General features: G+C 37.4%; 20 protein-coding genes. 1 reads left to right on the top strand and 19 read right to left on the bottom strand.

The features are described 5' to 3' along the window. Positions 1 to 232 precede the first annotated feature (232 nt). The 17 genes from ACE38V_RS06095 to ACE38V_RS06175 form a co-directional block, all read right to left on the bottom strand. The gene (locus ACE38V_RS06095; RefSeq protein WP_375840315.1) at positions 233 to 952 is read right to left on the bottom strand and encodes a 4-carboxy-4-hydroxy-2-oxoadipate aldolase/oxaloacetate decarboxylase; all 720 of its coding nucleotides are present in this window, start codon (positions 950 to 952) and stop codon (positions 233 to 235) included. Further along, positions 952 to 1,683 (bottom strand): PIG-L deacetylase family protein, encoded by a 732-nt coding sequence (locus ACE38V_RS06100; protein ID WP_375840316.1) that lies wholly within the window; start codon positions 1,681 to 1,683, stop codon positions 952 to 954. The genes ACE38V_RS06095 and ACE38V_RS06100 overlap by 1 nt, the downstream gene beginning before the upstream one ends. Before the next feature lie 17 nt (positions 1,684 to 1,700). Then, positions 1,701 to 2,594, bottom strand: a complete 894-nt coding sequence (locus tag ACE38V_RS06105; protein WP_375840317.1) for a DUF6282 family protein — start codon at positions 2,592 to 2,594, stop codon at positions 1,701 to 1,703. Positions 2,595 to 2,981: 387 nt separating this feature from the next. Then, positions 2,982 to 3,785 carry a fumarylacetoacetate hydrolase family protein gene (locus ACE38V_RS06110; RefSeq protein WP_375840318.1) on the bottom strand — a complete coding sequence of 268 codons (804 nt, stop codon included), beginning with the start codon at positions 3,783 to 3,785 and terminating at the stop codon, positions 2,982 to 2,984. A gap of 522 nt (positions 3,786 to 4,307) precedes the next feature. Beyond that, a complete protein-coding gene (locus tag ACE38V_RS06115) occupies positions 4,308 to 4,955 on the bottom strand; it encodes a GntR family transcriptional regulator (RefSeq protein WP_375840319.1) in 648 nt (215 codons plus the stop codon). Between the two features lie 317 nt (positions 4,956 to 5,272). After that, the gene (locus ACE38V_RS06120; RefSeq protein WP_375840320.1) at positions 5,273 to 7,291 is read right to left on the bottom strand and encodes a methyl-accepting chemotaxis protein; all 2,019 of its coding nucleotides are present in this window, start codon (positions 7,289 to 7,291) and stop codon (positions 5,273 to 5,275) included. A gap of 676 nt (positions 7,292 to 7,967) precedes the next feature. Next, complete coding sequence (locus ACE38V_RS06125; protein WP_375840321.1) at positions 7,968 to 8,702, bottom strand: SIS domain-containing protein; 735 nt, start codon at positions 8,700 to 8,702, stop codon at positions 7,968 to 7,970. Positions 8,703 to 8,708: 6 nt separating this feature from the next. Continuing rightward, positions 8,709 to 9,434, bottom strand: a complete 726-nt coding sequence (locus tag ACE38V_RS06130) for a KDGP aldolase (protein ID WP_375840322.1) — start codon at positions 9,432 to 9,434, stop codon at positions 8,709 to 8,711. Next, entirely contained in the window at positions 9,403 to 10,143 is a 741-nt protein-coding gene (locus ACE38V_RS06135; RefSeq protein WP_375840323.1) for a creatininase family protein, read from the bottom strand. Before ACE38V_RS06135 ends, ACE38V_RS06130 begins: the two co-directional genes overlap by 32 nt. A gap of 17 nt (positions 10,144 to 10,160) precedes the next feature. Beyond that, the gene (locus ACE38V_RS06140) at positions 10,161 to 11,153 is read right to left on the bottom strand and encodes a phosphotriesterase family protein (protein ID WP_375840324.1); all 993 of its coding nucleotides are present in this window, start codon (positions 11,151 to 11,153) and stop codon (positions 10,161 to 10,163) included. Positions 11,154 to 11,233: 80 nt separating this feature from the next. Next, entirely contained in the window at positions 11,234 to 12,535 is a 1,302-nt protein-coding gene (locus ACE38V_RS06145) for a PTS ascorbate transporter subunit IIC (RefSeq protein ID WP_375840325.1), read from the bottom strand. Positions 12,536 to 12,564: 29 nt separating this feature from the next. Next, on the bottom strand, positions 12,565 to 12,831 hold the full coding sequence (locus ACE38V_RS06150; protein ID WP_375840326.1) for a PTS sugar transporter subunit IIB: 267 nt from the start codon (positions 12,829 to 12,831) through the stop codon (positions 12,565 to 12,567). Next, the gene (locus ACE38V_RS06155) at positions 12,828 to 13,271 is read right to left on the bottom strand and encodes a PTS sugar transporter subunit IIA (protein ID WP_375840327.1); all 444 of its coding nucleotides are present in this window, start codon (positions 13,269 to 13,271) and stop codon (positions 12,828 to 12,830) included. Before ACE38V_RS06155 ends, ACE38V_RS06150 begins: the two co-directional genes overlap by 4 nt. 31 nt (positions 13,272 to 13,302) lie before the next feature. Next, a complete protein-coding gene (locus tag ACE38V_RS06160) occupies positions 13,303 to 15,408 on the bottom strand; it encodes a BglG family transcription antiterminator (protein ID WP_375840328.1) in 2,106 nt (701 codons plus the stop codon). Between the two features lie 409 nt (positions 15,409 to 15,817). Next, a complete protein-coding gene (gene sfsA, locus ACE38V_RS06165; protein ID WP_375840329.1) occupies positions 15,818 to 16,507 on the bottom strand; it encodes a DNA/RNA nuclease SfsA in 690 nt (229 codons plus the stop codon). Positions 16,508 to 16,742: 235 nt separating this feature from the next. After that, positions 16,743 to 18,263, bottom strand: a complete 1,521-nt coding sequence (mqo, locus tag ACE38V_RS06170; protein ID WP_375840330.1) for a malate dehydrogenase (quinone) — start codon at positions 18,261 to 18,263, stop codon at positions 16,743 to 16,745. A 287-nt stretch (positions 18,264 to 18,550) separates the two neighbouring features. Further along, positions 18,551 to 19,186 carry a copper homeostasis protein CutC gene (locus tag ACE38V_RS06175; protein WP_375840446.1) on the bottom strand — a complete coding sequence of 212 codons (636 nt, stop codon included), beginning with the start codon at positions 19,184 to 19,186 and terminating at the stop codon, positions 18,551 to 18,553. Positions 19,187 to 19,786: 600 nt separating this feature from the next. Between ACE38V_RS06175 and ACE38V_RS06180 the strand changes: the two genes are divergently transcribed. Then, positions 19,787 to 23,464 (top strand): trifunctional glycoside hydrolase family 18/polysaccharide deacetylase/glycosyltransferase family 2 protein, encoded by a 3,678-nt coding sequence (locus ACE38V_RS06180; protein ID WP_375840331.1) that lies wholly within the window; start codon positions 19,787 to 19,789, stop codon positions 23,462 to 23,464. 104 nt (positions 23,465 to 23,568) lie between these two features. Here ACE38V_RS06180 and ACE38V_RS06185 read toward each other — a convergent pair whose 3' ends face one another. After that, entirely contained in the window at positions 23,569 to 24,156 is a 588-nt protein-coding gene (locus tag ACE38V_RS06185; RefSeq protein ID WP_375840332.1) for a hypothetical protein, read from the bottom strand. A 171-nt stretch (positions 24,157 to 24,327) separates the two neighbouring features. Next, positions 24,328 to 25,776, bottom strand: coding sequence for a cardiolipin synthase (cls, locus tag ACE38V_RS06190; RefSeq protein ID WP_375840333.1), 1,449 nt, complete (start codon positions 25,774 to 25,776; stop codon positions 24,328 to 24,330). Positions 25,777 to 25,990: the final 214 nt, after the last annotated feature.

The raw sequence follows: 25,990 nt of genomic DNA on the forward strand, positions 1-25,990 counted from the left end.
TAAGTGTAAAAAACTTCGAGTGTAAAATTAGTACAATTGTGATAGAATATCTAATGTATTTATTTAATAGAAAAACCAAAAATTGAAGCCTGCTTAGGGCTTGGGCAGATAAGACATTCCTCTGCACGTTTCATCTGCCTGGGATTATCCCTGCCCTATTTCACAGGCTTCCTTTTTATTTTTAAAATCTCTGGTTATCATACTTAAAACTAGTTTTTAGCATGGCATTAAATTAAACCAATAATTCACCATGTTTTATGTGAAATTCTTCTTCGTCTTCATAGTAATAGACATTTTGCTGCTCCAATACAGACCTTAAGTTATAAAAGTCGATGCTCAATTCACCATTGGCAATTTTTTGTTTTGTTCCTTCTTCTTTTATCATTCTCTTCTTGGAGGATTCTAAGGTAAACTTAGTATCTTCCTGCTTTACAACTACAACTCCATCATCATCAGCCATGATAATGTCACCAGGGTGAACGGTTACGCCACCACAGATTGCTGGTGCATTGACATTGCCACCTTTGATTTTGGTTGTTCCCTGTGAGAAGATTGCTTTTGTCCAAATCGGGAAGCCTAACTCACGAATGCGGGCTACATCGCGGGTACCTGAATCGATGATAATTCCCTGCACGCCGCGTTTCATTAATGCTGTAATTATTAATTCGCCGATCATTCCTGAAACTCCGTCACCAATTGTTGTGATAACAAGAATATCTCCAGGCTTACAAACTTCCACTGCAGCATGAATCATTAAATTATCACCAGCATGACATGTAACCGTTATAGCTGGTCCGCAAATGGAACTTCCTTTAATAATAGGTCTTAACTGATAATTCATTAAACCAGCTTTGCCCTGTGCTTCGTAAACAGTCGAAACGTCGAATCTAGTAAATTCCTCTATAATTACCTGGCTTGGTCTTTTTATATTCTTAATTACATAGTTTTCCATTATACTAATTCACCGCCAACTAATGGGAGACGTCTTGTAAATGCTTCTGCATATTTATATTCGTTATTACCTGAACATCTGCGTGCATGGTTACCACGTAATTTTGCTTTCCAACCATAGTACTCGATTAAGTGAGTTTGTGCCGCGAAGCAATTCATTGCTTTTTCCTTAAGCTCATAAGTGTCTGTAATATCCACGATAACCTCTGGTGTAAAATTACTGATTTCTGACTGGTGCGGTTCAAATCCAAAGATTTTTGCCTGTTTTGCTGTTGGATAGCCTTCAATTTTTACACCGTTTGATGTTGAAAGTACACTCGCGTCAAATACATATTTGGATACTGCTTCATGATCCGGATTAAATGCATCATGAGGTCCATGAGTTAAGATAATATGCGGCTTTACTTCTCTGATTTTCTTCACCATTTGCATCATGCGCTCTTCTGTAATCTGCATATGGTAATCTTCAAAATCCCAAATTTCAAGGTTCTTCACTCCAATAGCTTCTGCAGCAGCTTCTACTTCGCTGCGGCGGATTGCTTTAACATTTTCTAAAGTTTGTCCTTCCTCTTTCCAAAGAGCGTTTGATTCACCCCTCGCACCGAAGCTTAACACGACTAAATGAACGTTTGCGCCATTTTTAATATACTTCGCAATTGTGCCGGCTCCTCTCCATACAAAATCCGCAGAGTGAGCGCTTACAATCAAAAGATTAGTATTTTGGTCAATCATGATGGCTTTCCTCCCTATTATTCTTCCACTAATTGAGTATTATTTGTTACAGTCATTTGCATAACTTCTTCTTTTGTGAACCCATTTTCCGTTAACCTTTGGGCGAATTGCAGTAAGCCTTCATCAGGGAATACATTTGCTGGCTGTCCTAGATCTGTTGACAATACAACTTTTTCAGGACCGACATGCCGAATTTGTTCGATTGCTGCTTCCCAAGTTGTTTTTCCAGTTGCTGGTGTTGTGAAACAGTGTTCCATATAAGCTCCCATTTCAGCAAATTCTTTTTGCTCTTCTTTTGTATAATCTTGTGAAGGAAAATCAGGGTGAGTCAGGATGATTTTCTTGATGCCCATATCTTTTGCTTTTTTCACTAAAGCATAGGATTCCTTTTTGCCTAAATGACCTGTAGCCAAAATCATGTTATATTGGACGATAACATCTAGCACTTCAATTGCTTCTTTTCTTAACCCACCATTTTCGTCTAGCACAGAAATACTTGATGATATTTTACCCAAATCTATTAATTCCATTTGTAATTTCGCCCAGAAAGGCAATTTCTTATGACTTCCTTTTTTGAAGAATTCCTGCTCATTAGTAGAATCGCAAGTTGGCATCCATACTAGTTTCGCACCATCACGTGCAGCCATTTCTACCGCTAAGTAATTCAAACCGCCAACTGCATTATTTAAAGTAACAGTTCCAACAACATTTAATTCCGGATAAAGCTTATTGATTAATCTTGCACGTCCAGAAGTTGCAATATAGTGGGACTTGATCGCCCAGCCTTTCATCCCAGCTTTAATTGCACGTTCCGCCATCTCCAAGTCATCTAATTTTCTGGTCATTACATCTGGGCCCGTATGTATATGAAGATCATAAGCACCTTTAATTAAATCTAAATCAATAGCCATTTAAAAAATCCACCTTTCTATTTTTTGTTTAAGATTATTGTTCAACAATCTTGTTTATAAACTTAGTATAATTTTTTCTTGGTACCGCTGTCAATTTATTTTTTTAAAAATTCGACTCCTTGCCATCATGAAAGGATTGCCTTATTTTAAAAGGATTGGGTTGATAAGCAAATCAAAATTTTACTATTACAAACGTATACTCTAAAAATATCCAACACTAAACAATGAAACCTTGGATGCTTACTCACTTTTTTAATGGGTATAAACAGAATCAGGAATGATGTACATAACAGGCAGGGGAGGATTTTCCTTCCGTACCTGATATAGACCAAAGCCCCCGATTAAAGCTGGATCCTCAGTTATCGCAGGCACAATAAAGTCCAAAATCTATATCACATAATTACAAAGTCTTCCGATCTTCTCTACTTCCACCGTTACGACATCACCTGATTTCATTGGACAGCTCCCGGCAGGAGAACCAGTGGCCAAAACATCCCCCGATTCCAATGTCATTACCTGTGAAATCCAGCTAATAAGGAAGGGAATAGAAAGGGACATTTGATTAGTATTACCATCCTGTACAACTTTTCCATTTAAAGTAGTAACGATTCTTAAATTAGTGGGATCAATTCCTGTTACAATGCACGGACCAAGTGGCCCAAAAGTATCAAAACCCTTGCCACGGGTAAACTGAGGATCCCTCTTAGTTAGATCCCTTGCTGTAACATCATTAAAGATTGTATAGCCAAACACATAGTCCATTGCCTCTTCTTCTGTAACATTTTTGCATTGTTTTCCCATGACAATAGCAACTTCCCCCTCCAATTCTACCCGATTGGTTAAACTGCGCGGAGGAAGAATGATATCTCCTTGATCTGGAATCAACGTCGTTCCTGGTTTCAAAAACAAAAATGGTTCTTTTAAGTTAGCCTTCCCTCCAGTCTCGTTTGCGTGCCCTTCATAGGTCCATCCAAAATTAATTACTTTTGATGGAGTGACAGGCTCCAAGATTTTTACATCACGGTATTTTACCCGTACTCCATCGAATTTTAATTCATCGTTTACTATTTCACTAAAACTGCTAGACAATTGTACAATTTCGTCATCTTCAACGATTCCATAATGTATTTGACCGTTTATGTTTTGATATCGAACGATCGTTTGTGTTTCTTGCAGCACCATCAATGCCATACTAAGTCATCTCCTATTAAATTCAGATCTGAATCGGCTATCCATATGAAGGTTTTGCTCATCTTAAGCACTATACCTCAAATGTGAAGCTAATTGAGTTTGCAGTAAAACCATTAAATCAAGACAGCGTTACCATTAGAAAGACACCCAGGATATATCTTTAAAACTCACCGAATCAACATCTATTTTTCCTTAGATCATGATTATAGGACCTTTCCAATGAACTTCGTTTCACATATCTTCATCATTATATTTTTACAATAATGAATTCAATATTGTTCAACAATTTTGATGATAACTAAATACTAAATTACTGCTCTATATTTGTCAATGACCCGTCTAAAGTTCCTTATAATTGTCATACAATGATCAAAAAATATTCATATTATACTAATACATGTTTTTCGCTTAACTTGGCTGACCAGAAGGCTTAATGTTTTTTGCATAAAAAAGGCTTCATATACAAGTATTGTGGAAATCTTGTATATGAAGCAACTATGCCAAAAACGAGTTTCCTCGTTATTAGATTAAAACATAATAATTTTTTTCAATGGTTATGCGAACATTAGAAATGTGTTTTTTTATAGCTTCTTCAGCAGCATCTTTATCGCGATTTTTTACTGCCTCAAGTATTGCCCCATGTTCCTCATAAGATTCTTCCTTTCTTCCAGGAACAAGAATTGTTCTAAGCTGAAATCTGGACATTTGTGTTTTCAACATCGTAATTATCTCAACAGCTTGCACATTGGTTGCTGCCGTATAAATGATATGATGAAATTCCTTGTTCAAGCTGGAGTATTTATCAAATTGGGATTCCTTCAGGCAATTCCCCATATCTTGATAAATTTCTTCCATCCTTTTCAACTTGGAATCAGTTATTTTTACAGTGGCATCTCTTATAACGAGCCCTTCAAGAACTTCTCTTATTTTTAAGTAATTGCTAATTTCCTCTAGCGTAAAAGATTTGATAAACGCTCCTTTATTATTCTCCATCTGAATCAGATTTTCTTTTTCCAGTCTTAAAAAAGCCTTTTTCAATGTATTACGGCTGACATTGATTGTTTCAGCAAGTTCAAGTTCATTTAACTTTTGTGAAGGCCTGAAGGTACCGTCCAATATCTTTTCCTTTAAATATTTATATGCAATATCTACTTGCAATTCCCTTCCCATAATTTGCCTCCATCATCTTTTCTAAATATTTTAACTCTAAATCCTAAGAAACAGTATAGATATATTATATCCTAATAAAGGAAAAATCGGTTAGGGTAAACTCACCCTAGCCGACATATTCATTTATATTTTTGATCCACTTCTACTCTGTGTGCAATCTCAAAGGTTAGTATAATGGTTTTAGTTTTATGCAAACAAATAATCTATTTTAACAGTGCATAGAAGATTATCAGACATACTAGATTGCAATGACCTAACAAACGGCTTGCTAATTTTGATTTTTATTATAAAAGTGGCTTTAAAGGGTTTGAATAAATTTATATTTTAAATTTATTCACCAGTTCCATCATCTCTCTGGTCATATTTGCTAAGCTATTAGCTGTAGTGGAAACCTCCTGTGTTGAAGCGCTCATCTCCTCTGAGGAAGCTGCAATTTCCTCGGCTGAGCCAGATACCTCTTCTGATACTGAAGCTACACCTTCTACCTTTTCAAGAATAGTATCTTTCTGATGATCAATATTTTTAGCAAAGCTTGCCACAGCCTCTATTTTAGGACTTATCATATTTATACCATTGATTATCCGCCTAAATGATTCTATTGCGGTATTTATTGATTCAACCTGACTCTTCAATTCTCTATCCATAGACCCTGTACCATCTATCATAGATAGGTTTTCACCGGATATACCGCTAATTAAATGATTTATATTCTCAGATGAAATTTTTGTCTGCTCCGCAAGCTTCCTAATTTCATTTGCCACTACTGCGAATCCTCTTCCAGATTCTCCTGCTCTTGCTGCCTCAATAGCAGCATTAAGCGCCAGTAAATTTGTCTGCTCAGCTACACTATTTATTAGATTAATAATATCATTTATCTGTTTTACATTTTCACCAAGCATTATAATTTTTGACGAAAATTCTTTAAAAGTATTGCTTACACTGTTAACCGATGTCATTAATGTCTGCATATTTTCACTGCTATCATCTGCCATCCTGCTTATGCCCTCTGTATTTTCTTCAATATCTTTTATTGATAGTACAATATTTCCTATTTGCACTGCAAAATCGCCTAACACATCGAATATTTTGGTCAAGTTCTCTGCCTGTGATCCTGCACCTATCGCAACATCCTGTATGGCCATTGATACATTCTCTGAAGAAGAGGATAATTCCTCCGATACAGACGCTAATTTTTCAGACTGCTCGTCTATGCTGACGGAATTGTTTTTTATACTTTTAATCATGGAGCGCATAGACTCCTGCATTACCTTTATCCCCCCTGCAATCTTACCCATTTCATCTTTTTGCTTCAGGAAGCGCAAAGGCACCTCACTGGTTAAATCCCCGGAAGCTATCAGGTTTAGTTGACCCACAGCTGCATTAACAGTTCTAACTACACTACCAAGTATCAAATAGACGATTATTATGCCAAGTACAAGGAAAGCTAATGAAGAACTTATTGTTGATGTTTTTAATGTGCTCAATTTTCCAAGAAACTCATCCTTATTGCCTGCTATACCAATTGACCATCCTGTGCTTTTGACAGGAGCAAAGCCTACAAACTTTTTAACTCCCTGATCGGAATATTCGCCTGTAGCCATATCCCCGTTCTTCATTCTGGTTAAAACGTTCGCAAAAGATTCTAGGGTACTATCTTTTTTTGATTTCTCAATTAAATTGACGCTTTCCATAACAAAATCCTTATTTGTGTGAGCAATCATAACCCCATCGCTATTTATCATATATGATTTTCCAGAATTACCATATTTGATATCGTCAATTGTATTGCTAAGTTCATTGCCATCTCTTACGGCGACTATTGCCCCATTAACCTGGTTATTGACTTTAATAGGAACTGCATAAGTAATAACCAGCTTACCATCGTTTTTACTTACAAGAGGGTCAGATACAGCTCTTTCACCTGAAATAGCCTTTTTAAAAAAATCTCTATCCTTTACATCTAAGATCTTTCCTGTATTTTGGGTAACCTTGCCATCCTTATTCGCAATACCAATTCTTAAAAAACCATGGATCTTTGCCTGTTCATTAAGAATTTCTTTTTTCTCATCCCATGAGACGTTCTCATTTCTTATTCTCTCCATGGCAGCAATGGTATCTAATGTAGACAGCTCGCCTTCAAGGCGGCTTTCAACAATCTGTGATGCTTCCTTAGCTATTTGGGTCAAAGCTTCATCTGTATTTGTTGAAATTGCTTTTGATGAAATTTCATACGAAATTATGCTAAGCCCACCACATATAGCAATTAATAAAATACCGATAAATAGAGCTAACCTAGCCCTAATACTACGTCCTACGATTCTCTTATTGAACTTCATCTATGCTGCCACTCCTCCAAAAGTTTTACTTAAGTCTATATAGTTAGTTGTGACTGAATTGAATGTAAGGCCTTATTGATGATTAATTAATAAAATACCCATCTGTATATCAACTCTAACTATCTTCATTCTTCGATAGTTAGTGGAATAAATGTCCTAATTTTAATCAATACCGTAAAATGACAAAAATGGGCATTTAACAGATCATTGGATTTTTATGTAACACTAGTGTGATGAATTAAATTATAGAATAATATTGTTAAACAATCAAGTTCAACTATTATGTAGAAACTGGAATGTATAGGGCATTTTTTAATGTTTAATAAAATTTTGCAATATTTCTCCAAAAAATAGGGAGCTCTCGTTTATTTCGGTTGGTGTCTGTCTTCAAACACATGAAGTTCACATAAATAGCTGATATAGTTGAAGCAGCCATTCCATATTTCAGAGTCTTTGCTTCACTGGGCATTGACCTTTAAAGTTTGTAGGAGGATGTGGAAGGAATGTAAAACATTATCCTAACTGAAAAGCCTCCTTTCCTATTAACACTTCTACACTCTATGTAATACCTTTCCTTTCAACAGATACATTACATGCAATTTTTATTAATTAAACAAAGGGACTGTCCAAAAGGTTTCTTTCAACAACCTTTTGAACAGTCCCGTTTTTCTTTGTTTTATTTTAATACCGTAATTCTTTCCCGATACCTCTCCACCAATCGCAGGTTATGCTCATCGGCTCCATCAATATTGCCACTTAAGAATACCGGTGGTTCGATTCCTTTATCTGCCAAAATTTTCACAGCTTCAGCTAAAATCGCATTGATAATCACTGCGCCAACAACGGTAGAGGTTGGTCCGAATGGGACGCTTACCTTTTCATATGATAGAGCGGCATCTCCTTTTGCAGAATAATTATCGATGACCAAATCCACCGAATCAAATAGATGCTTCCCACTAACATGGCGGGATGGCTGACTTTGGGAATATTCTAGAGAAGTAATTCCAATGACATAAGCACCGTTTGCTTTTGCCGTTTGTGCGACATCCACAGGGACCGGATTACGCCCAGAAGTGGAGATCACAAACATTACATCTTCTTTCCGAATATCCTGATCCTTCATAAATTCATCCGCTAAACCATTTTGTCGCTCTAACTGGGAAGAACGCAAAGCCCCTTCGTGAAGCATTAATGGTTCATATAAAATAGGGTTAATCGGAACAAGTCCGCCTGCCCGGTAGCATACTTCCTCTGTTAAAATATGAGAGTGCCCACAGCCAAAGAGCTGAATAACACCACCGTTTTGGATAGATTCTGCCACCTTTTCAGCCGCTTCCTTCAGTTTATCCCATTCATTCTTTTCGACTAATTCGATTTTTTCCTTAGCAATTGTAAAATATTGCGATAGCATAGATCCTCATCTCCTAACTGAACGAACGATTTTCGCTACTTCTTTCGGAATAGTTCTCCCTGTTGCTTTATCTATAGTCGATCCAAAAATATGCGGCATAAAAATAGGAATACCTGTATCTCGAACAGCATCCACAATCTCAACAATATTATCTGCTGATATTCCACCTGCAGGCTCAACGGAAGTGATTCCTTTTTCGGCAGCCACTTTACATAAGTACACAAGCTCTTCTAAATGGGTAAGCCCCTTTAAAGGCATGAATTTAATCGATTCTACCCCCATGGAAATCGCTAAATTGACTAAATCCTCCACTTTCATTTCAACACCGGATAGTTTCACATGCCCTACCTTTCCAGCAGGAGAAACTAAACCATTTACTGCCTGATCAAAACCTTTTGCCTTTAAATAACCCCTGGAATAACTTGATTTTTCAAAGGGTTGGTTGATATGCCCCGGATTTGAATCAGCAGCAATCTTCAGCACCTTGTCCCAATTGGCCGGATTCCCATTATCCCCAAGGCCAACGCTAATGACAGGAGCTGCTTCTTTTAATTCCTCTACTTTTTTCACTGCATCTTCCAATCGGTTAAAATCCGAAGATACGATGCCCGGAATGACAAATCCCTCTCCTGCTTCTACTATTTCCTGTGCATTTTCTTTGTCTTTTGCTAAAAAATTGAATAGTAAAAACCCATCCATTTTATTCAGCTTTTTTAATTCCATCTTTCGCACCTTCAATCAGCTTAATCATATTTTCAATCGCAACTTCGATGATTTTTTCGCCTTTTTCTTTTGTTGCTAGTGTGGCATTGCCTAATACGGCAGTGGAGGTAAATTCCTCCCATGGGGTTGGAGTGACATCAGCACTTGCTGGAATTTGCGGGTCTTCTGCAAGCGCTTTTGACATATCCACATATTCCCCTGCCAAGTAAAGCATATAAGAGGTTTCGATTTCACAAGCATGGAAATAGCTTGAATGAGCTGATTTCGCTTCTCTTACTTCTTCAGTTACTTTTCCTACACCAGGATAGAAGAGATACAAAATCTTAAAATCCGGATATTGGGCGTAAAGCTTACGCGCAGCTTCCTTCATGGAAACTGCATTTCCTAAATGGCCATTGATCATCGCAAAAATGCGGAATCCCTGCTCATATAGACTATTCCCAATATCATAAATAAAGCTAATTAAGGATTCATTGCTGATATTGATGCTGCCTGGAAAGTTTTTTAAACTCCAAACCTGCCCATAAGGCAAGGTGGGAAGGACAAAGGCGCCTGTCTTTTCAGCCACACGTTCTGACAGTCTTTCTGCTAAAAAGTTATCCGTTCCAAGTGGTAAATGGGGGCCATGTGCTTCTACAGCCCCAATTGGTAAAATGGCTACTAAACTTTTTTCAATTTTATCTCTTACCTCGAATGAATTTTCATGCTGAAAAATCATGCTGGAAGTCCCCCTTATTATTTTTTAAATGTAAAGCAACGGGCTGGATTGTCGATAAAGAATTTACGGATTAATGCTTCTCCATCAAAGCCTTGGCGATTGGCATCATCTATAAATCGCGGTACCCACTTGGCGATAATATATTCAAGGCCAAGACCGAAATCATAATGCTTATAATAAGTTTTTCTTGCCGTGTCACCACTTACTAGAATCTGATCCTCGTAGCCTTTTTTGACTAGCTCTAAGATGCATTGAATCCGAGTACTCTCTGGGGCGTATTTAATTTTGGCAATTCCATCAAAGCTTAAGAATGCACCTGTCTTAGCAATTTGCTCATGATAATAAGGGTCCGGATTACGGTCCATATGACCAAAACTCATAAATTGAAGGTCGATTCCTTCGCTTTTTAAAAGTTCGATTTGTTCAAGTCCCATCGTACCTGCTTCTGTGTGGGAGTGCATGGGGGCTTTTGTTTCATGGTGGGCACGTGCAACAGCACGCAAGGTTTTTACTTCTAAAGGAGAAATTCGGTTATAGCCGGTTCCAAATTTTACTTGACCTGCTTTAAAAGGAGTTCCTTCTAATCCTTCTTCTATTTCTTGAACGACAAATTCTGTTAGTTCATTGATACTCGCCGCTTCAATCCATTCGGCATAAGTTGGGTAATTTCCGATGATTGGTTTTAATTCTTCTTTAATTTTGGCATTCCAAAGGAAGCTTTTATTAAACCCTGCTGTTCCGACAATTTGGACATCCAATTCATCTGAAATTTCCTTAACCGCCTGCACGTCACGGCCATAGTCAACAGCCGTAGCATCCACAATGGAACGTCCACCATGATTTTTAAAATCTAGAACATCTAATTTTGATTTTTCCTTATCATCAAGTAAAAGGTCGTCCTCTCCCCGTTCTGCCCAATAGGCTGGACGGCAAACGATATGCTCATGAGAATAAGTAAATCCTAATTCCTCCGGTTTGATATCACCATTTAATGTACGAATAAAACTCATGTTGATCTCCCTCCATTTGAAACATTTTTAAAGAAGTAAAGGGCAAGAGCCTGCCCTTTACAAAAAACTAGATTATTAGCTTAAAAAATAATATGAGCAAGCGCCTTCACAATTGGGCCAAGAATGAACATATCACTGTCAGCTGCCCACATTGCTGTATCAGGAATCGTAGAGCCAATCAAGAAATGAACCATAATATATTGTCCCCAGGCAACGATGGTTGAAGTGACAAAACCGCCAATTAATGCACCTCGTACACCACCAGTAGAGTTACCAAAAACCCCTGCTGTTGCACCGTGGAAGAATAAGACAATCATCGTCGGAACAAATACGTATGATACGGTGTTACCAATCACCAATAACCAAACTAAGGCACCGAAGAATGCCCCTAAGAATCCAAGAATAACGGCATTTGGAGCGAATGTGAACACAACTGGACAATCAAGTGCTGGTATGGAACCCGGTACTAATTTTGTAGCAATCCCATTGAATGCAGGGACAATTTCACCAATGAACATTTTGACACCAAGCAATACGACGGCAATCCCGCCGGCGAATGTAAACGATTGAATAATGGAGTACATAGGGAAGTTTTGCCCTGCTGCTTGTTTAATTAATTCATGAGATCCTGGAGTACCCTTTAAAGTGATGATAATCGCACCAATGAAGAATAATACCCCCATCGTTAAAGCCGTAATAACATTGGAATCTCTTAAAAACTCAAGACCCTTTGGCAATTTAATTTTTTCTGAATCATTTTCTTTATTACCAAGAACTTTACCTAGTAAAGCAGAGATTACTGCAACGCTTGCTGAGGTATGGCCTAATGCGATGGCGTTGCCACCAGTGACTTTTCTCATAAATGGTTGAACAATGGCAGGCTGGAAGGTCCAATATAGACCCATGAAAATAGATAAGAAAATGACTAATTTGACAAGAGAAACATTGCTAACGCCTACTGCTTCCACAATCACTCCCGCAAAGATGGTCGTTGTCCAGAACATCATGTGTCCTGTTAAGTAAATGTATTTAAACTTCGTAAAACGAGCTAACAATACGTTGATTAAAAACCCAAGAAACATCGCTAATGTAACAGCAGAACCAAATTTTAAGTTAAAGGCTGTTTGGCCCATAAACTGACCTAAACTATTTGCCTTTAATCCAAATACTTCTGCCCACATAGGCTGGAATATATTTAATGCGCCAGTAATGATACCAGCACCAGCATTGATGATTAAAAATCCAATCATCGCCTTAAATGTACCGCTTACCGTTTGACTTGTGGTTTTCTTCTGCAGTAATAAACCTAATAAAACAATAATTCCAATCAAAAATGCCGGTACACCAAATATATTATTTGCAATCCACGTTAGTACTTGCATACTGTCTCCTCCTAAAAAGGTCAAAAATATTAGTTAAAATGGCTTTCTAATACTTGTTTAATTTCATTTAAATCAAAGTAGTTGTTCACAATTAATATTTTCGTAGGATGGCCTGATAGGGACTCTGCCAATTCATTACTTGTTATAATTAAGTCCGGTCTTTCACTTGAGGCACTGGATACATCGGTATTATCGACGTCTGCTTGAATCCCTAATTGACGTAAAACAGTATCTACATTCATACGTAAAATTAGGCTTGTTCCTTGTCCTAGTCCACATACACATAAAATTTTCATGATTGTCTCCCTCCTAGTAATTGTTCCATTTCGGAATATGATGTAATTTCCATTAACTTTTTCACATTGTCTTGACTGTTTAATAGAGTCATTAATTTCTGTAAAATCTCTAAATGTTCAATACTAGAGGATGCTCCCAGAGCAAATACTAAATTGACTGGATCATTTGCAGCATGCCCAAAAACAACCGGTTTCGTTAATCGTACTAAGGAAACAGATGCTTCCTTAGCTCCATCCTCCGGTCTTGCATGCGGTAAAGCAATTTGAGGCGAGAGAACAAAATAGGGACCATTTTTATGATAGGATTGAACCATGGCCTCCACGTATTTTTCCTCTACCAAACCCTCCTGAACAAGCAATTTACCTGCTGCTTGTATTGCCTCATCTGGAGAGGTCACATCAACATCAAATTCAACGAGATTCTTTTCTAAAAACTTCATACTGGATTCCCCTCACTGTTGCTACAACTTCCTACTTGGAATAGGCATTGACTAAATCAAAAATTTCCTCTGAAGATTCAGCTAACAGGATTTTTTGCACATTATTTGAGTCTGTTAGCATTTTCGTTAATTGTGATAGCGCCTTCAGATGCGCTTCCCCATCTATCGCTGCTAACACAATCATAATTTGAATATCATGCTTTCTTTTTTCTGAAAACGGCACTGCTTTAGTAAGCCTTAATAAGCTCATGCTTAATTGATTAACGCCATCCTCTGGTCTCGCATGTGGGATGGCTACTTTCGGCGCAATGACAATATAAGGTCCCATCTTATTAATGTTTTGAATCATCGTTTGCACATATTCTTCTGATATAAGTTCTTCCTGAAGGAGAGGAATAGACGCCATTCGAATGGCTTCCTTCCAATCGGAAACTTCACTTTGCAATTGAATATGCTTCAATTGGAGAATTTTATTTAATGAAGGCTTTTCTACTTCTTTAACAACTTTTTCCGGTTTGTATAAATATTGCTTGAGATCCTGCTTGAGGCCTTCTGGACTCAAAATATCAGCATGTTTTTGAATGATTTCCATCAAAGCCTCAATGGATGAACTTTGTTTAGAGTGATGATCAAAGTGAGCATTCACTTTCTTTAATAAACTTTCCATTTCCGCTTCTGTTAAGATCGGATTGACAACGAAAACAGGCTTATCCTTCTTCTCTAAGGGAATGGTGGAAAGAATGAAATCAGCATCATAATCATTTTTTTCATAGTCCCTTAATGAAACACTACCAATTAAATCGATGGTGGAAAAAAGCCCCTCCAATTGATGTAGGAGTAATCTGGAGGTACCTACGCCATTAGTGCATACTAGGAGAGCCTTCTTCCGAACAGCAGGTTTTGCTCCCACCTTTCTCATCCAACCGCCAAAATGCATGGCAATGAGAGCTATTTCATTCTCGTTCACATCTTTTCCCACAACGGCTTCTAGATGAGTAATAACCTTTTTGGTTAATAAAAAAATATCATGATATTGCTTTTTAATGGATTCCGTCATATCACTTTCAAATTCCAAACCATATCGAACTCGGAAATAGGCTGGTTTTACATGAAGGAGAAGGCTTTTCTCAATTTCTTGCCGGTCTTTAAAAAAGACACAGGCATACTTTTGAAAATCCGTCACCATTTGTGTGACTACTTTAGATAGAATTTCAGAATCATTGCTATTTTGATTGGATAGGTTATCTTCTGAAAATTGAACCCGGGAACTCAATAGATGCTTTGTGATATAAAGAATTTCATCCTCTGGGAAATCGATTTCAAATAAGATAGAAAGTCTAGCACCAATTTTTTGAGCTGCTTGATACTGCTTTGTTTTTTGCAAAACGGCCTTTTCAATTGGATCAATCGTGATTTTCTTTCCTTGGGAAACACGTCTGCAAAATAGGAAGAGCCGAAAAGAAATGCTATATAGAAATTCATCCGTAAATTGAATATTGAGCTCTTCTTCACTCTTCATGACAATCTGCTGAATCACTTCCAATTTTTCAAATGTAAATTGGTTAGAGTCCTTATTTAATATCATGGGAATCTTAGATAAAACGGACTGCCAATTTTCATTTGGCAGAACATGCTGAAGAAAATGAACGATAGCCTTTCGTTTATCCTCTTCATCGCCATAAATCACATAACCTGTTTTCCGATCAAACTCTAATGTTAGGTTAAACCGTTCCAGCTCTGCCCTTAAACCCTTTATGTCTTCAATAATGGTATTTCGACTGACTCGAATTTTTTCCATTAGATTTTCAAGATACAAAGGATTATCACGTGCCATAATATAAATGGCTAACCACGCTTTACGCTCTTTAACGGAATATTCATAGTGCCAAGTTTTCATGGTTCTTAACTTTTTAGGAATTTCTTTCAAGGCATTTTCTTCGAGAATATAGCCAGCTGAGCGAACATGCTTGATTGGCTGTAAACCATTTTCTTTCAACCAATCACTGATTTTACCGATATCATAATAAATCGTTCTTCGGGAAATTTGAAATTTCTCAATCAATTCGTCAACTTTCACATAGGTCTTTGCTTTAACTAAATAGGATAATAATGCGATACTGCGCTGATCTAATGACATTAGATAAATCCTCCCTTGCACACACTAGTTTGTGCAAAAAAGTATTTTGATTACTTCAGCAATTGCTTGAATTAACTATAACCTCTTATTAAAAAAATGGGGAGACCAAATGCCGCCCTACTTATTTGTGCAAAATTGGACGTTAATAATTAATAATTAAAAAAATTGCATAATATTGATTTATTGAGCCGGTTAATCTCGGCTTTACTATCTAGTATCTCCCTTGGATCAATGCACTCATGAAAAAGCAATCAAAAATGCAACATCTAATATTAACTTCCCAAATTCATTTATTTTCCAGGAGTTATTTACTCCCTCTATTCTTTTCCATTGATCAAAAACGAGGGATGAAAAAAGAGCTAGATTGCATTTTTCAATCTAGCTCTTCTTATTAACAGCTTGCCTTATCTTAAGATAAATGAACCGGAAGTGGATTTCCTAAAACCAATTCATCTTCTGTCACGATCGAATCATAGGCTAATATTTGTACACCTTGCTGTGCTGCTAGTAAAATGGCGTCCGCAAAGGGGGCATCCATCTCTCTATTAGGAGTAAAAGCATGACAGCCGTCCATTTGTACAACAAATAAAATGGTACCAGCAAAGCCTGCGCGGACGGCCTTTGCCAATTCTAATACATGCTTCGTTCCCCTACTTGTGGGAGCATCAGGAAATAAGGCGAAGCCATCCTTTTCAAGTGTTACGCCTTTCACTTCAATAAACCCTTTTTCATTATCCTTTTCATAATATAAATCAAATCGGGAGTCTCCATAGGTGACCTCTCGCTTTGCGAAACTGACAGGTCCAATCTCCTGTAAATTTCCTGAAGTGAGCGCCTCAAATGCCACCATATTCGGGGCTTGGGAGTCAACATTAACCCAATCACCCTTTTTCTTCACCGCTATAAGTGAGAATCTTGTCTTTCGATTCGGATTATCGCTTACTTCCAGAAGGACTTCCACAAATGGCTGAAGCAATTCTTTTAAGCGCCCTGTATTTTTGATATGTACTAATTCCATGATTCCATTGATTTCAACTTCAGCTATGAAGCGATTTACTCGCCGAATCAACCTTCCATGTACAATTGTTCCATATTTCATGACGTCACTTCCAAATACCCTTTTCTTTTATTATGCATGATGGATCCAAGAATCTCACCTTAATCATCCTTACCCACTAGTAACTTCCTTATATCCCCCAATTAAACTATTTCAGAAACATTTTTCATGATTTCTGTAATCAAGATTTTCTTTGTTTTTGGCGTAAAAAAAAGCAGTGACATTTTCCATTCACTGCTCAAGGTTATTTCAAATATTATGGTCCATAAATAATCGCTTATGAAACCGTTGCTAGTTCTTTATCCGCTAAACCAAGTACCCCAGCTGTTGAAGTATTAATTTCATGAATAAGCTCTGGGTTTTCTAATAGTGATACTCCGTATGAAGGGATCATCTCTTTTATTTTTGGCTCCCATGCTTTTAGATACTCTGGGAAGCATTTTTTGATTACGTCAAGCATTACGTAAACCGCAGTAGAAGCACCAGGTGAAGCACCAAGTAGGGCTGCAATGGAACCATCCGCTGCACTAACAACTTCCGTACCAAATTGAAGTGTACCTTTACCGCCTTCAACTGTATCTTTAATTACTTGTACCCGTTGACCTGCTACCACGATATCCCAATCCTCTATTTGGGCATTTGGAATAAACTCGCGCAATTCTTCCATGCGCTTTTCTTTTGATAGCATCACTTGCTCAATTAAATATTTAGTTAATGGAATGTTCTTGGCACCTGCAGCCAACATCGTTAAGACATTATTAGGTTTCACAGAACCTAGTAAATCGAACATAGAGCCCGTCTTTAAAAACCTTGGTGAGAAACCGGCGAACGGTCCAAAGAGCAATGATTTTTTATGATCAATAAATCTTGTATCAAGATGTGGAACTGACATTGGTGGAGCACCTACTTTTGCTTTACCGTATACTTTCGCATGATGCTGCTCTATAACATCCGAATTATTGCACACCATAAATAAACCGCTTACTGGGAATCCCCCAATATGCTTTCCTTCAGGAATACCGGATTTTTGCAGTAATGGAAGGCTTCCGCCGCCTCCACCAACAAAAACAAATTTTGCCGTATGGTGCTCGACTTGACCATTATCGAGATTTTTCACTTTTAATTCCCATAAGCCGTCATTTGTACGGTTAATATCCTCAACACTGTGCTTATAGTTTATCTCAACATTATTATTCTTTAGGTGATCAAACAACATGCGTGTTAATGCACCAAAATTGACATCCGTTCCAGAATCGATTCTTGTGGCGGCTATCGGTTCATCTGATGTACGACCTTCCATGATCAGTGGAATCCATTCCTTTAGCTTTTCAGGATCATCAGAAAATTCCATTCCATCGAACAACGGATTGTTTGATAGCGCTTTAAATCTCTTTTTCAAAAACGCAACATTTTTTCCCCCTTGAACTAGACTCATATGAGGCAGTGGCATGATAAAATCATGCGGATTACGAATCAGGTTCCTATTGACAAGATAAGACCAAAATTGTCTTGAAAGCTGAAACTGCTCATTAATTTTTACTGCTTTACTGATATCTATGGATCCGTCCGGTTTTTCAACAGTATAGTTCAGTTCACACAATGCAGAATGCCCTGTTCCTGCATTATTCCATTCATTTGAGCTTTCCTCTCCTTCATTTGCGAGCTTCTCAAAAACCTTAATCTCCCAGTTCGGTACCAATTCCTTCAGAAGTGATCCTAAAGTTGCACTCATTATTCCTGCACCAATTAAGATAACGACTGATCTAGATTGTCTGTTGCTCATTTTTACCTTCCTCATCCCCTCTAATTTACAAAAAAAAGTAGGGTCCCTCCTCGATAGGTGTCAAAACTAAGAAACTTTATAGGAACTCTCCTTTTTTTAATTGACCAACTATTCTCTATTATAATTATTTATATATTAAAATATCTACTATTTTTCTGATAATTATAAACTATTTAATGCTAAGAAAAAAGAGAAAAGTCCCAATCAACAGATTAGAAATTAAAAAACAAAGCTTTAACCCTCCTGTTTATAAGGGCTGAAGCTTTGTTGACGAATATTTTCAATACATTCACCTTAAGCTTTTAATGGACTATTTTTGTCCCGTGTGCTTCTCTAACTTTTAACTCAGATGTAATGGAATGCAAGTTTTCATCCGTAATTCCGCCACCAGGGAGTATGATTATTCGGCCAGCTGCATATTCCACATACTCTTTTAACCTTGGCAAATTATGTTTGATGGAAGTCTCTGCTGAACCTCCGTGTGTTAAGATACGATGTACACCGTGATTTGCCAACCAATCAATTGCTTTAAACTGATACTCGGGTTTGATTTCATCAAACGCCATGTGAAAGGTAACCTCTAACCCTTTTGCCAAGTCCAATAGGGTACTCATCGCCTTCTCATCAATCCAGCCTTGATCATTTATACAACCAAAAACCACCCCATCAGTGCCTAACTGCCTCATCTGATTAAGATCGAGCTTCATCATTTCAATTTCCCTCGAAGTATAAATGAAATTTCCACCTCTAGGGCGAATCATTGTCATAACTTTAACGTTTTTTTCATGGCAATAGTTAATCGTTATCGAAGCTACCCCAGAACTAACGGTTGTCCCTCCTTCAGCCAGATTGTCGCAAAGCTCAATTCGATCCGCACCCTTTTCAATTACATCGGGAATCACAGTAAAATTTTCGACACAAACTTCTTTTATCATAATAACCCTCCTAATAGATCCAGTTCTGCTAAATAATCCACTATTTTCCTTTCCTAAGTCCCATTCTGAAATCAGCTTTTCATACATCAATGATTTACGAACTGTTCCTTTTAAAAATTAGTATGTTTTTTCTATCCACTGTTATTTGAGTATAGCCAATGTAACTAAAATATTTATACATTTGCACAAAAGATTTCTGCAAACTCAGTAGTTAAAAGGAAAAAGACAGAAATATGAAGTTGTGTCTAAATGTCATAATCGTCAGCCCCTTGCGCATACATATTTTACCTTCATTATACTGTTTGAAGGATTACTATTTTATAAGAATTGCCAACAAACTCAAGTATCATATAATAGATAGTTTAACTCTAATTCTCTCCTTAACCATGTAAAAAGTTAGAATTTTATCAACTACCCCCAAAATTTCAAGATAGCAATCTAAATTTTTGTTGATAGTCATTTTTTGTCGAAAGGATTTGTCAGCTTTTCGTATTATGTTCAGGATGCCAGTCCTATGCACTTTTTACAGATTTTCAATATAGATCAATCTATTAAAAAAATAGATATCCTTTTTCGACACTGAACATTTGGGGAGGAGTTTCCGTGAATCGAGTTTTTAGGTGGGTGGTCAGATCATGGTTTGCGCCTGTCACTGGAAATGCAGGAGCAGTTGCAAGTACTCTTGGTTTTTTTCTGGCCTTTTTACCCTTAGGTAGTTTAAGAATTCCATTATTACTTGCTTTTTCACTTTTGTTGCGTCTTAATATCATTGCCTTATTGCTTGGAACACTGATGGCGATGTTTATTCCTTATATTCGTGAGTTACCCTTCTTGGATTTACCTGTATTAAAAGAATCAGGGCTATTTTCTGCCCTGAAAGCGAAAATTCAATCTTCTCAGGTCTTAACGTCAGGTATTTTTGGAGGCCTGATTGGCCTTATTTGCTATTTTTTCTTCCACTGGTTTTATAATTTAGGGTTAAAGAAAAGGGAGCGGAATCAAGAGCATATTTTTCTTGATCCTGCCAAAAGACGTTGGTCCATTTTTAAACGAATGAGTGTAGGCTTTGCGATTTTAATTGTAGTCGTATCGACTATTTTTATAGAAAGTCTGCAAACAGACCCGATATTTCCTGAACTGCAATTGAATAAAAGCACAGCAAAGAGCGAAATCGAGCCAATCAATACCGTTCTCAGTGAAAAAGAGCTTGCTTCACAATTACAAAAAACAACGCCTTCGCCTTTAGTACAAAAAAGCTCAAACCAAAAACAAATAGCAAGCAAACAAGAAGTCTATAGTTTTTACGTCAATTGGGATGAAAACAGCAAAACCTCTTTCAAAAAAAATATAGATTCGATTACAATGTTAGTTCCAGAGTGGCTGCAGCTTACTCCCAGCCTTTCGCTTAAGACCAATACGGACAGTTCGATTGCTGCGGAAGCAAAAGCACATGATGTTAAGGTTCTTCCATTAGTGAGCAATTTTATTAATAACAAGTGGGATGGCGAGCTATTGCATCGGTTATTTACCACACCCCGTGCTGAAGATCTTTTTATTAAAAATTTATTGGCATATGTGAGAACAAATGACTTTGACGGGATTAATATTGACTTTGAAGAAATCCATCCAAAGGATAAAGGTCATTTTACTGATTTTATGGATAAGATTTATGACGTCTTTCATCAACATGGGCTCATGGTTACGCTTGATGCCCCTCCGAAGGACGCAAGTTTTAACTATACTGCTCTAGCAGCTAACGTTGATCGCATGATTGTCATGCTATATGACCAGCACCATTCCATGAGTCATCCTGGTCCTGTAGCTCCAACCAATTGGGTAAAGGAAAGCTTAGATGAGCTCCACATTCCTTCCGAAAAATTGGTTGCTGGCCTAGGAAGCTACGGGTACGACTGGGAGGAAAATTCCAACCAGCCTGCAAAACCAATGACATTTGGAGAGATCATGAATTTGGGGATGGGAATAAATCTCCAAATTCATTGGAATAAGCTAGTAGGTAACCCTTATTTACGATACAAAATAAACGGAAAAAAGCATATGGTTTGGTTTTTAGATGCTGCTACCTTCCATAATCAATTGAAATTATCGATAGATAGCGGCACAAAAGGAGTAGCCGTTTGGCGCCTTGGCTCTGAAGATCCTTCCATCTGGAATTACATCAATAAACCAAAGGAACTTAACAATCCATCCAATGCTCTTAAAACCTTAACTAGTCCTAAACCTGTTCACTATTCGGGTAATGGAGAGATCCTAAATATTGTTTCTCAAGCAGAAAAAGGGAAAAGAACGATTAAATTAGATACAAACGGACTAATTGAGACCGAAACCTATATGAAATTACCAAAGCCTTTTGAGGTCGTTCGGTATGGCAAACCTAAAACAAAGGAAATTGTCCTTTCCTTTGATGACGGTCCAGATCCTGCCTATACCCCGCAAATATTGGATATTTTGGACAAGAATCATATTAAAGGGGCCTTTTTTATTGTAGGAAAGAATGCCCTGCAGCATCCGGAGCTGATTAAACGGATGCAAAGAGAAGGACATGAAATTGGAAGCCATACCTTTACCCATCCTGATATTGCATCCATCACTTCATTCCGGACAAAGATGGAGCTAAATGCTAATCAACGTTTATTTCAGCAAATAACAGGTCATTCGATGACCCTTTTCCGCCCACCGTATGTTGCCGATGCGGAACCGAGCACAAAGAGCGAACTGGTGCCGATATTGCGAGCACAGGAGATGGGTTATACCATGGTTGGTGAATTCATTGACACGGACGATTGGAAAAAACTTTCCAGTCATAAAATTGTGAGTCGGGTTCTTAATCAGCTTCCCGAAGGAAATGTGATTTTACTGCACGATGCTGGCGGTGACCGCTCCAATACGGTAAAAGCATTACCTGTCCTGATTAAAGAGCTTAAAAAGAGCGGCTACACTTTTACCACCATTTCCGATTTAATGAGGAAAAGCGATAGTCAGATTAACCCTCCTGCTGATCCAAACAGCCCTTATTTGATCTATGACAAGGCTGTATTTAAAGTCCTTCAAGGCTGGCACTCGGGCTTAAGCTTCCTGTTCTATTCAGCTATCGTGTTAGGAATCTTGCGAATGGCGATCTTTATTTTCCTTTCGAGAAAGCAGGTAAAAAATTATAAAGCAGCTCAGATTGATCCTGATTTTAGACCATTTGTCAGTGTCGTGATTGCTGCCTACAATGAGGAAAAAGTCATTGGCAAAACCATTCATTCAATTTTATCCAGCGATTACCCGGCTTTTGAAGTACTGATTATCGACGATGGTTCAAAGGATCATACTGCAGCTGTTGTTCAAGAAACTTATGCAGACCATCCCCACATCCGATTAATTAAAAAAAGCAATGGAGGAAAATCTTCCGCTGTTAATCTTGGTTTTCAAGAAGCTAAAGGGGAAATTGTGGTTGCGCTTGACGCTGATACGCTCATCGCTGAAAATGCCATCTCATTGCTTGTTAGTCATTTTAAAAATGAAAAAGTTGCAGCAGTTTCCGGTAATGTAAAGGTCGGAAATAAGGGGAATCTCCTTACAAACTGGCAGCATATCGAATATGTAACGGGCTTTAACCTTGAAAGAAGGGCTTTTGCTGCACTCAATTGCATTACGGTTGTACCAGGTGCAATCGGTGCATGGAGAAAAGCGGAAGTAGAAAAAGCAGGATATTTTAAAGAGGACACACTGGCAGAGGATACCGATATTACGCTGACTCTTTTAAGGAATGGGAAAAAGATTGAATTTGAAGAAAAGGCTTATGCCTATACAGAGGCGCCGGAGGATATTAAAAGTCTGGCAAAACAGCGCTATCGATGGATCTACGGTACATTACAATGCTTATGGAAACATCGCGGGGCTTTATTCAATAAAAAACATTCCACATTAGGATTTATTGCCCTGCCAAATATGTGGATTTTCCAATATCTTTATCAAACCATATCGCCAATTGCGGATATCTTGTTCATCATCGCCCTTTTTAACACACACCCTGAAAAGGCTATTATTGGATTCACTTTATTTTACTTGCTGGATTTCTTCACTTCTTTATATGCATTTCGATTAGAAAAAGAAAGTCCTAAACCACTTGGTTCATTGTTTCTGCAAAGAATCCTGTACAAGCAGCTTATGACTTATGTAGTTATAAAATCCATCTTCTCGGCAATAAAGGGAATCTCCGTTGGTTGGAATAAGCTAAAAAGAAAAGGAAATGTCACGCAGAAAACCTCCATGTAAAGTTGAAGAAATATCTCCACCTAGGTCTTTCCCATGTCGGGAAGGCCTTTTTTTTGATATAACAAAAAAGGGTCACCTCCTTTTGGTGACCCTCTTTGAAAGAGTTACATTTTCTTACCGTTGTTTTCGGTTTTATCGCGATTCGCAGCGTTTTCTTTTGCCGCCTGAGAAACTTGTTGTCCATGGTTAGTTGTCGTCGTGGTTGTACCCGACGTATTCGTTTCCGATGTCCTGGACGGGGGTGTGGTTGTTTTCGTTTCTGTTGATGAAGTCGGCTTTGTCATTGGTGCTTTAGTGTTTGTCTCATTTTTCGCTTTTCCAACAGATGTAATGGTTGCTGCCTTTTTTGCAGAAGCAACATTTGTTGTTGTATTCTTGATGATTTTTTTCGTATTTTGTTGGGTGGCTGCTGACGCACTATCACTCTTGTTTCTATAAGCCAATTGAAGAGTATGGTTATCCTGTGAAAGCTTGGTTTGATCGTCTTTTTTATTTGTTGTTTGTCTTTGGTTCTGCAACCATTTTTCTGCCTGACTGTCGATATCCATTTTTTTCAGATCTCTGGATATCGTTAAAGGATTTTCTTCTGCCAATCTTTTAAAAGGTTGACCACCTAACAAGGCGTTCGTAACAGAAAACGTAACCGAGCCTGCTAAAACCATAGCAAGAGCTCCCTTAGTTAATGTATTCATATAATTCCCCTCATTTTCGTTGTATCCTCATGTTAAAAGAATACGAACAAACTAAAATGTATTATGGGGGTATTATATTCAAATATTTTTTGAGTCTTTGTATTATTCTCGGAAATCTTTAAATGCTCTAAGTTGTTTATCGTATTTGATCAATATGTTACGGTTCTAGTTTTACAACAAAGGGGATAATAACCTGGATATAGACTCTTTAAATTGTACCCATAGTGGACGTTGTTGATACAGTTCAAGCGTGAGCTCTCTGGATACTTTTACATCCTCTTCAAATTTTGTTGTCAGTCTTTGAGCAATTCTCTCATCATATATAAAGGCATTCATCTCAAAATCTAATTTGAAGCTTCTTACATCAATATTCGCTGTTCCAACAGATGATATTTCTTCATCAACAATAACAGTTTTAGCATGAATAAAACCAGAATCGTATATATAGCTTTTTGCCCCAGCCTTAAGTAATTCACCAATATAAGACATGGTTGCCCAATAAACAAACATGTGATCTGGTTTATTAGGAATCATTATTTTGACCTCAATACCAGATGAACATGCAATTCGAAGGACATCTAATAGACACGTATCTGGAATAAAATATGGCGTTTGGATGAGAACAGATTTTTTTGCTGATAAGATCATTTTTATGTATCCATTTTTAATATGTTCTAATTTAGATTCAGGTCCACTTGTAACGATTTGCATTCCGACATTTCCTCGAGAAACATCGTTTGGAAAATAATTTGGAATATAGGTAATATCGTGATGATGGGATGCCTGATTCCAATCAAGAATAAAACGGGTCTGAATCGCATGAACAGCTGTACCCTGTATCCTTAAATGCGTATCTCGCCAATACCCAAATTTTTGATTTATTCCAAGATATTCGGTGCCGATGTTAAAGCCACCTACATAACCAATTTTTCCATCAATAATGACTAACTTACGATGATTGCGAAAATTCAACCGCAGATTGACGAAGTAGAATTTTAAAGGAAAAAAGACTGCCACTTCACCACCAGCCTTACGAAGATCTTTGAAAAATTGTTTGGTTAATCCCCTCGAACCCAGACCATCAAATAAAACCCGTACTTTAACCCCTTCTTTAGCTTTCTTCGTTAAAACTTCTATGAGCTTCTTCCCGAGTTGGTCATTTTTAATAATATAGTACTGTAAATGAATATGGTCCTTTGCCCCAACGATATCATTAAATAATCTGTCAAACTTCTCTCCACCATCCGTAAATATATCAACCAAATTATCTTGTGTTAAGACAGCGTCATTATTAATTAAATGCATATATATTAAATTTCTATTTTTTCTTGTAGCTTGATTACGAAAATGAAATTGGCAGGTACCAAACTGGTTTAATTGAATTCTTAACATTTTTTGGATTCCAATCTTTTTATGGTCCTCCCATTGAAAAAGTTGAGACCGTCTGAGGTTTTGTCCGAAAAGAATATACAAGACAAACCCAAGTAAAGGAATAAAAAATAGAACCAGTAACCAAGCCCATGAGGAACCAGCATCTCGTCTTTCACGAAAAGCAACAATAATCGCAAAAAAAATATTCAAAACAATAACTAGCCATAGTAATAAGGAAATAATATTCATAATGGAATCCTCACTAAAAAAATTATAGGTTAATCGTATAACGAAATAAGTTTTATTTTGACAAATAGGACGGGTACATAGTTATTTTTCTAACAATCCCAAAAGTATATTCTCACGAATGGCGAATGATAATGTTATTAAGATTAAATTAGAGAACTGGTGTAAAAAGAAAGAATCGGAGTTTTCACTACGAATAAGTTGTTTACTTTATTGC

Source organism: Cytobacillus sp. Hz8, assembly GCF_042263505.1.
In the GTDB taxonomy this organism is placed as follows: Bacteria; Bacillota; Bacilli; order Bacillales; family Cytobacillaceae; genus Bacillus_BE.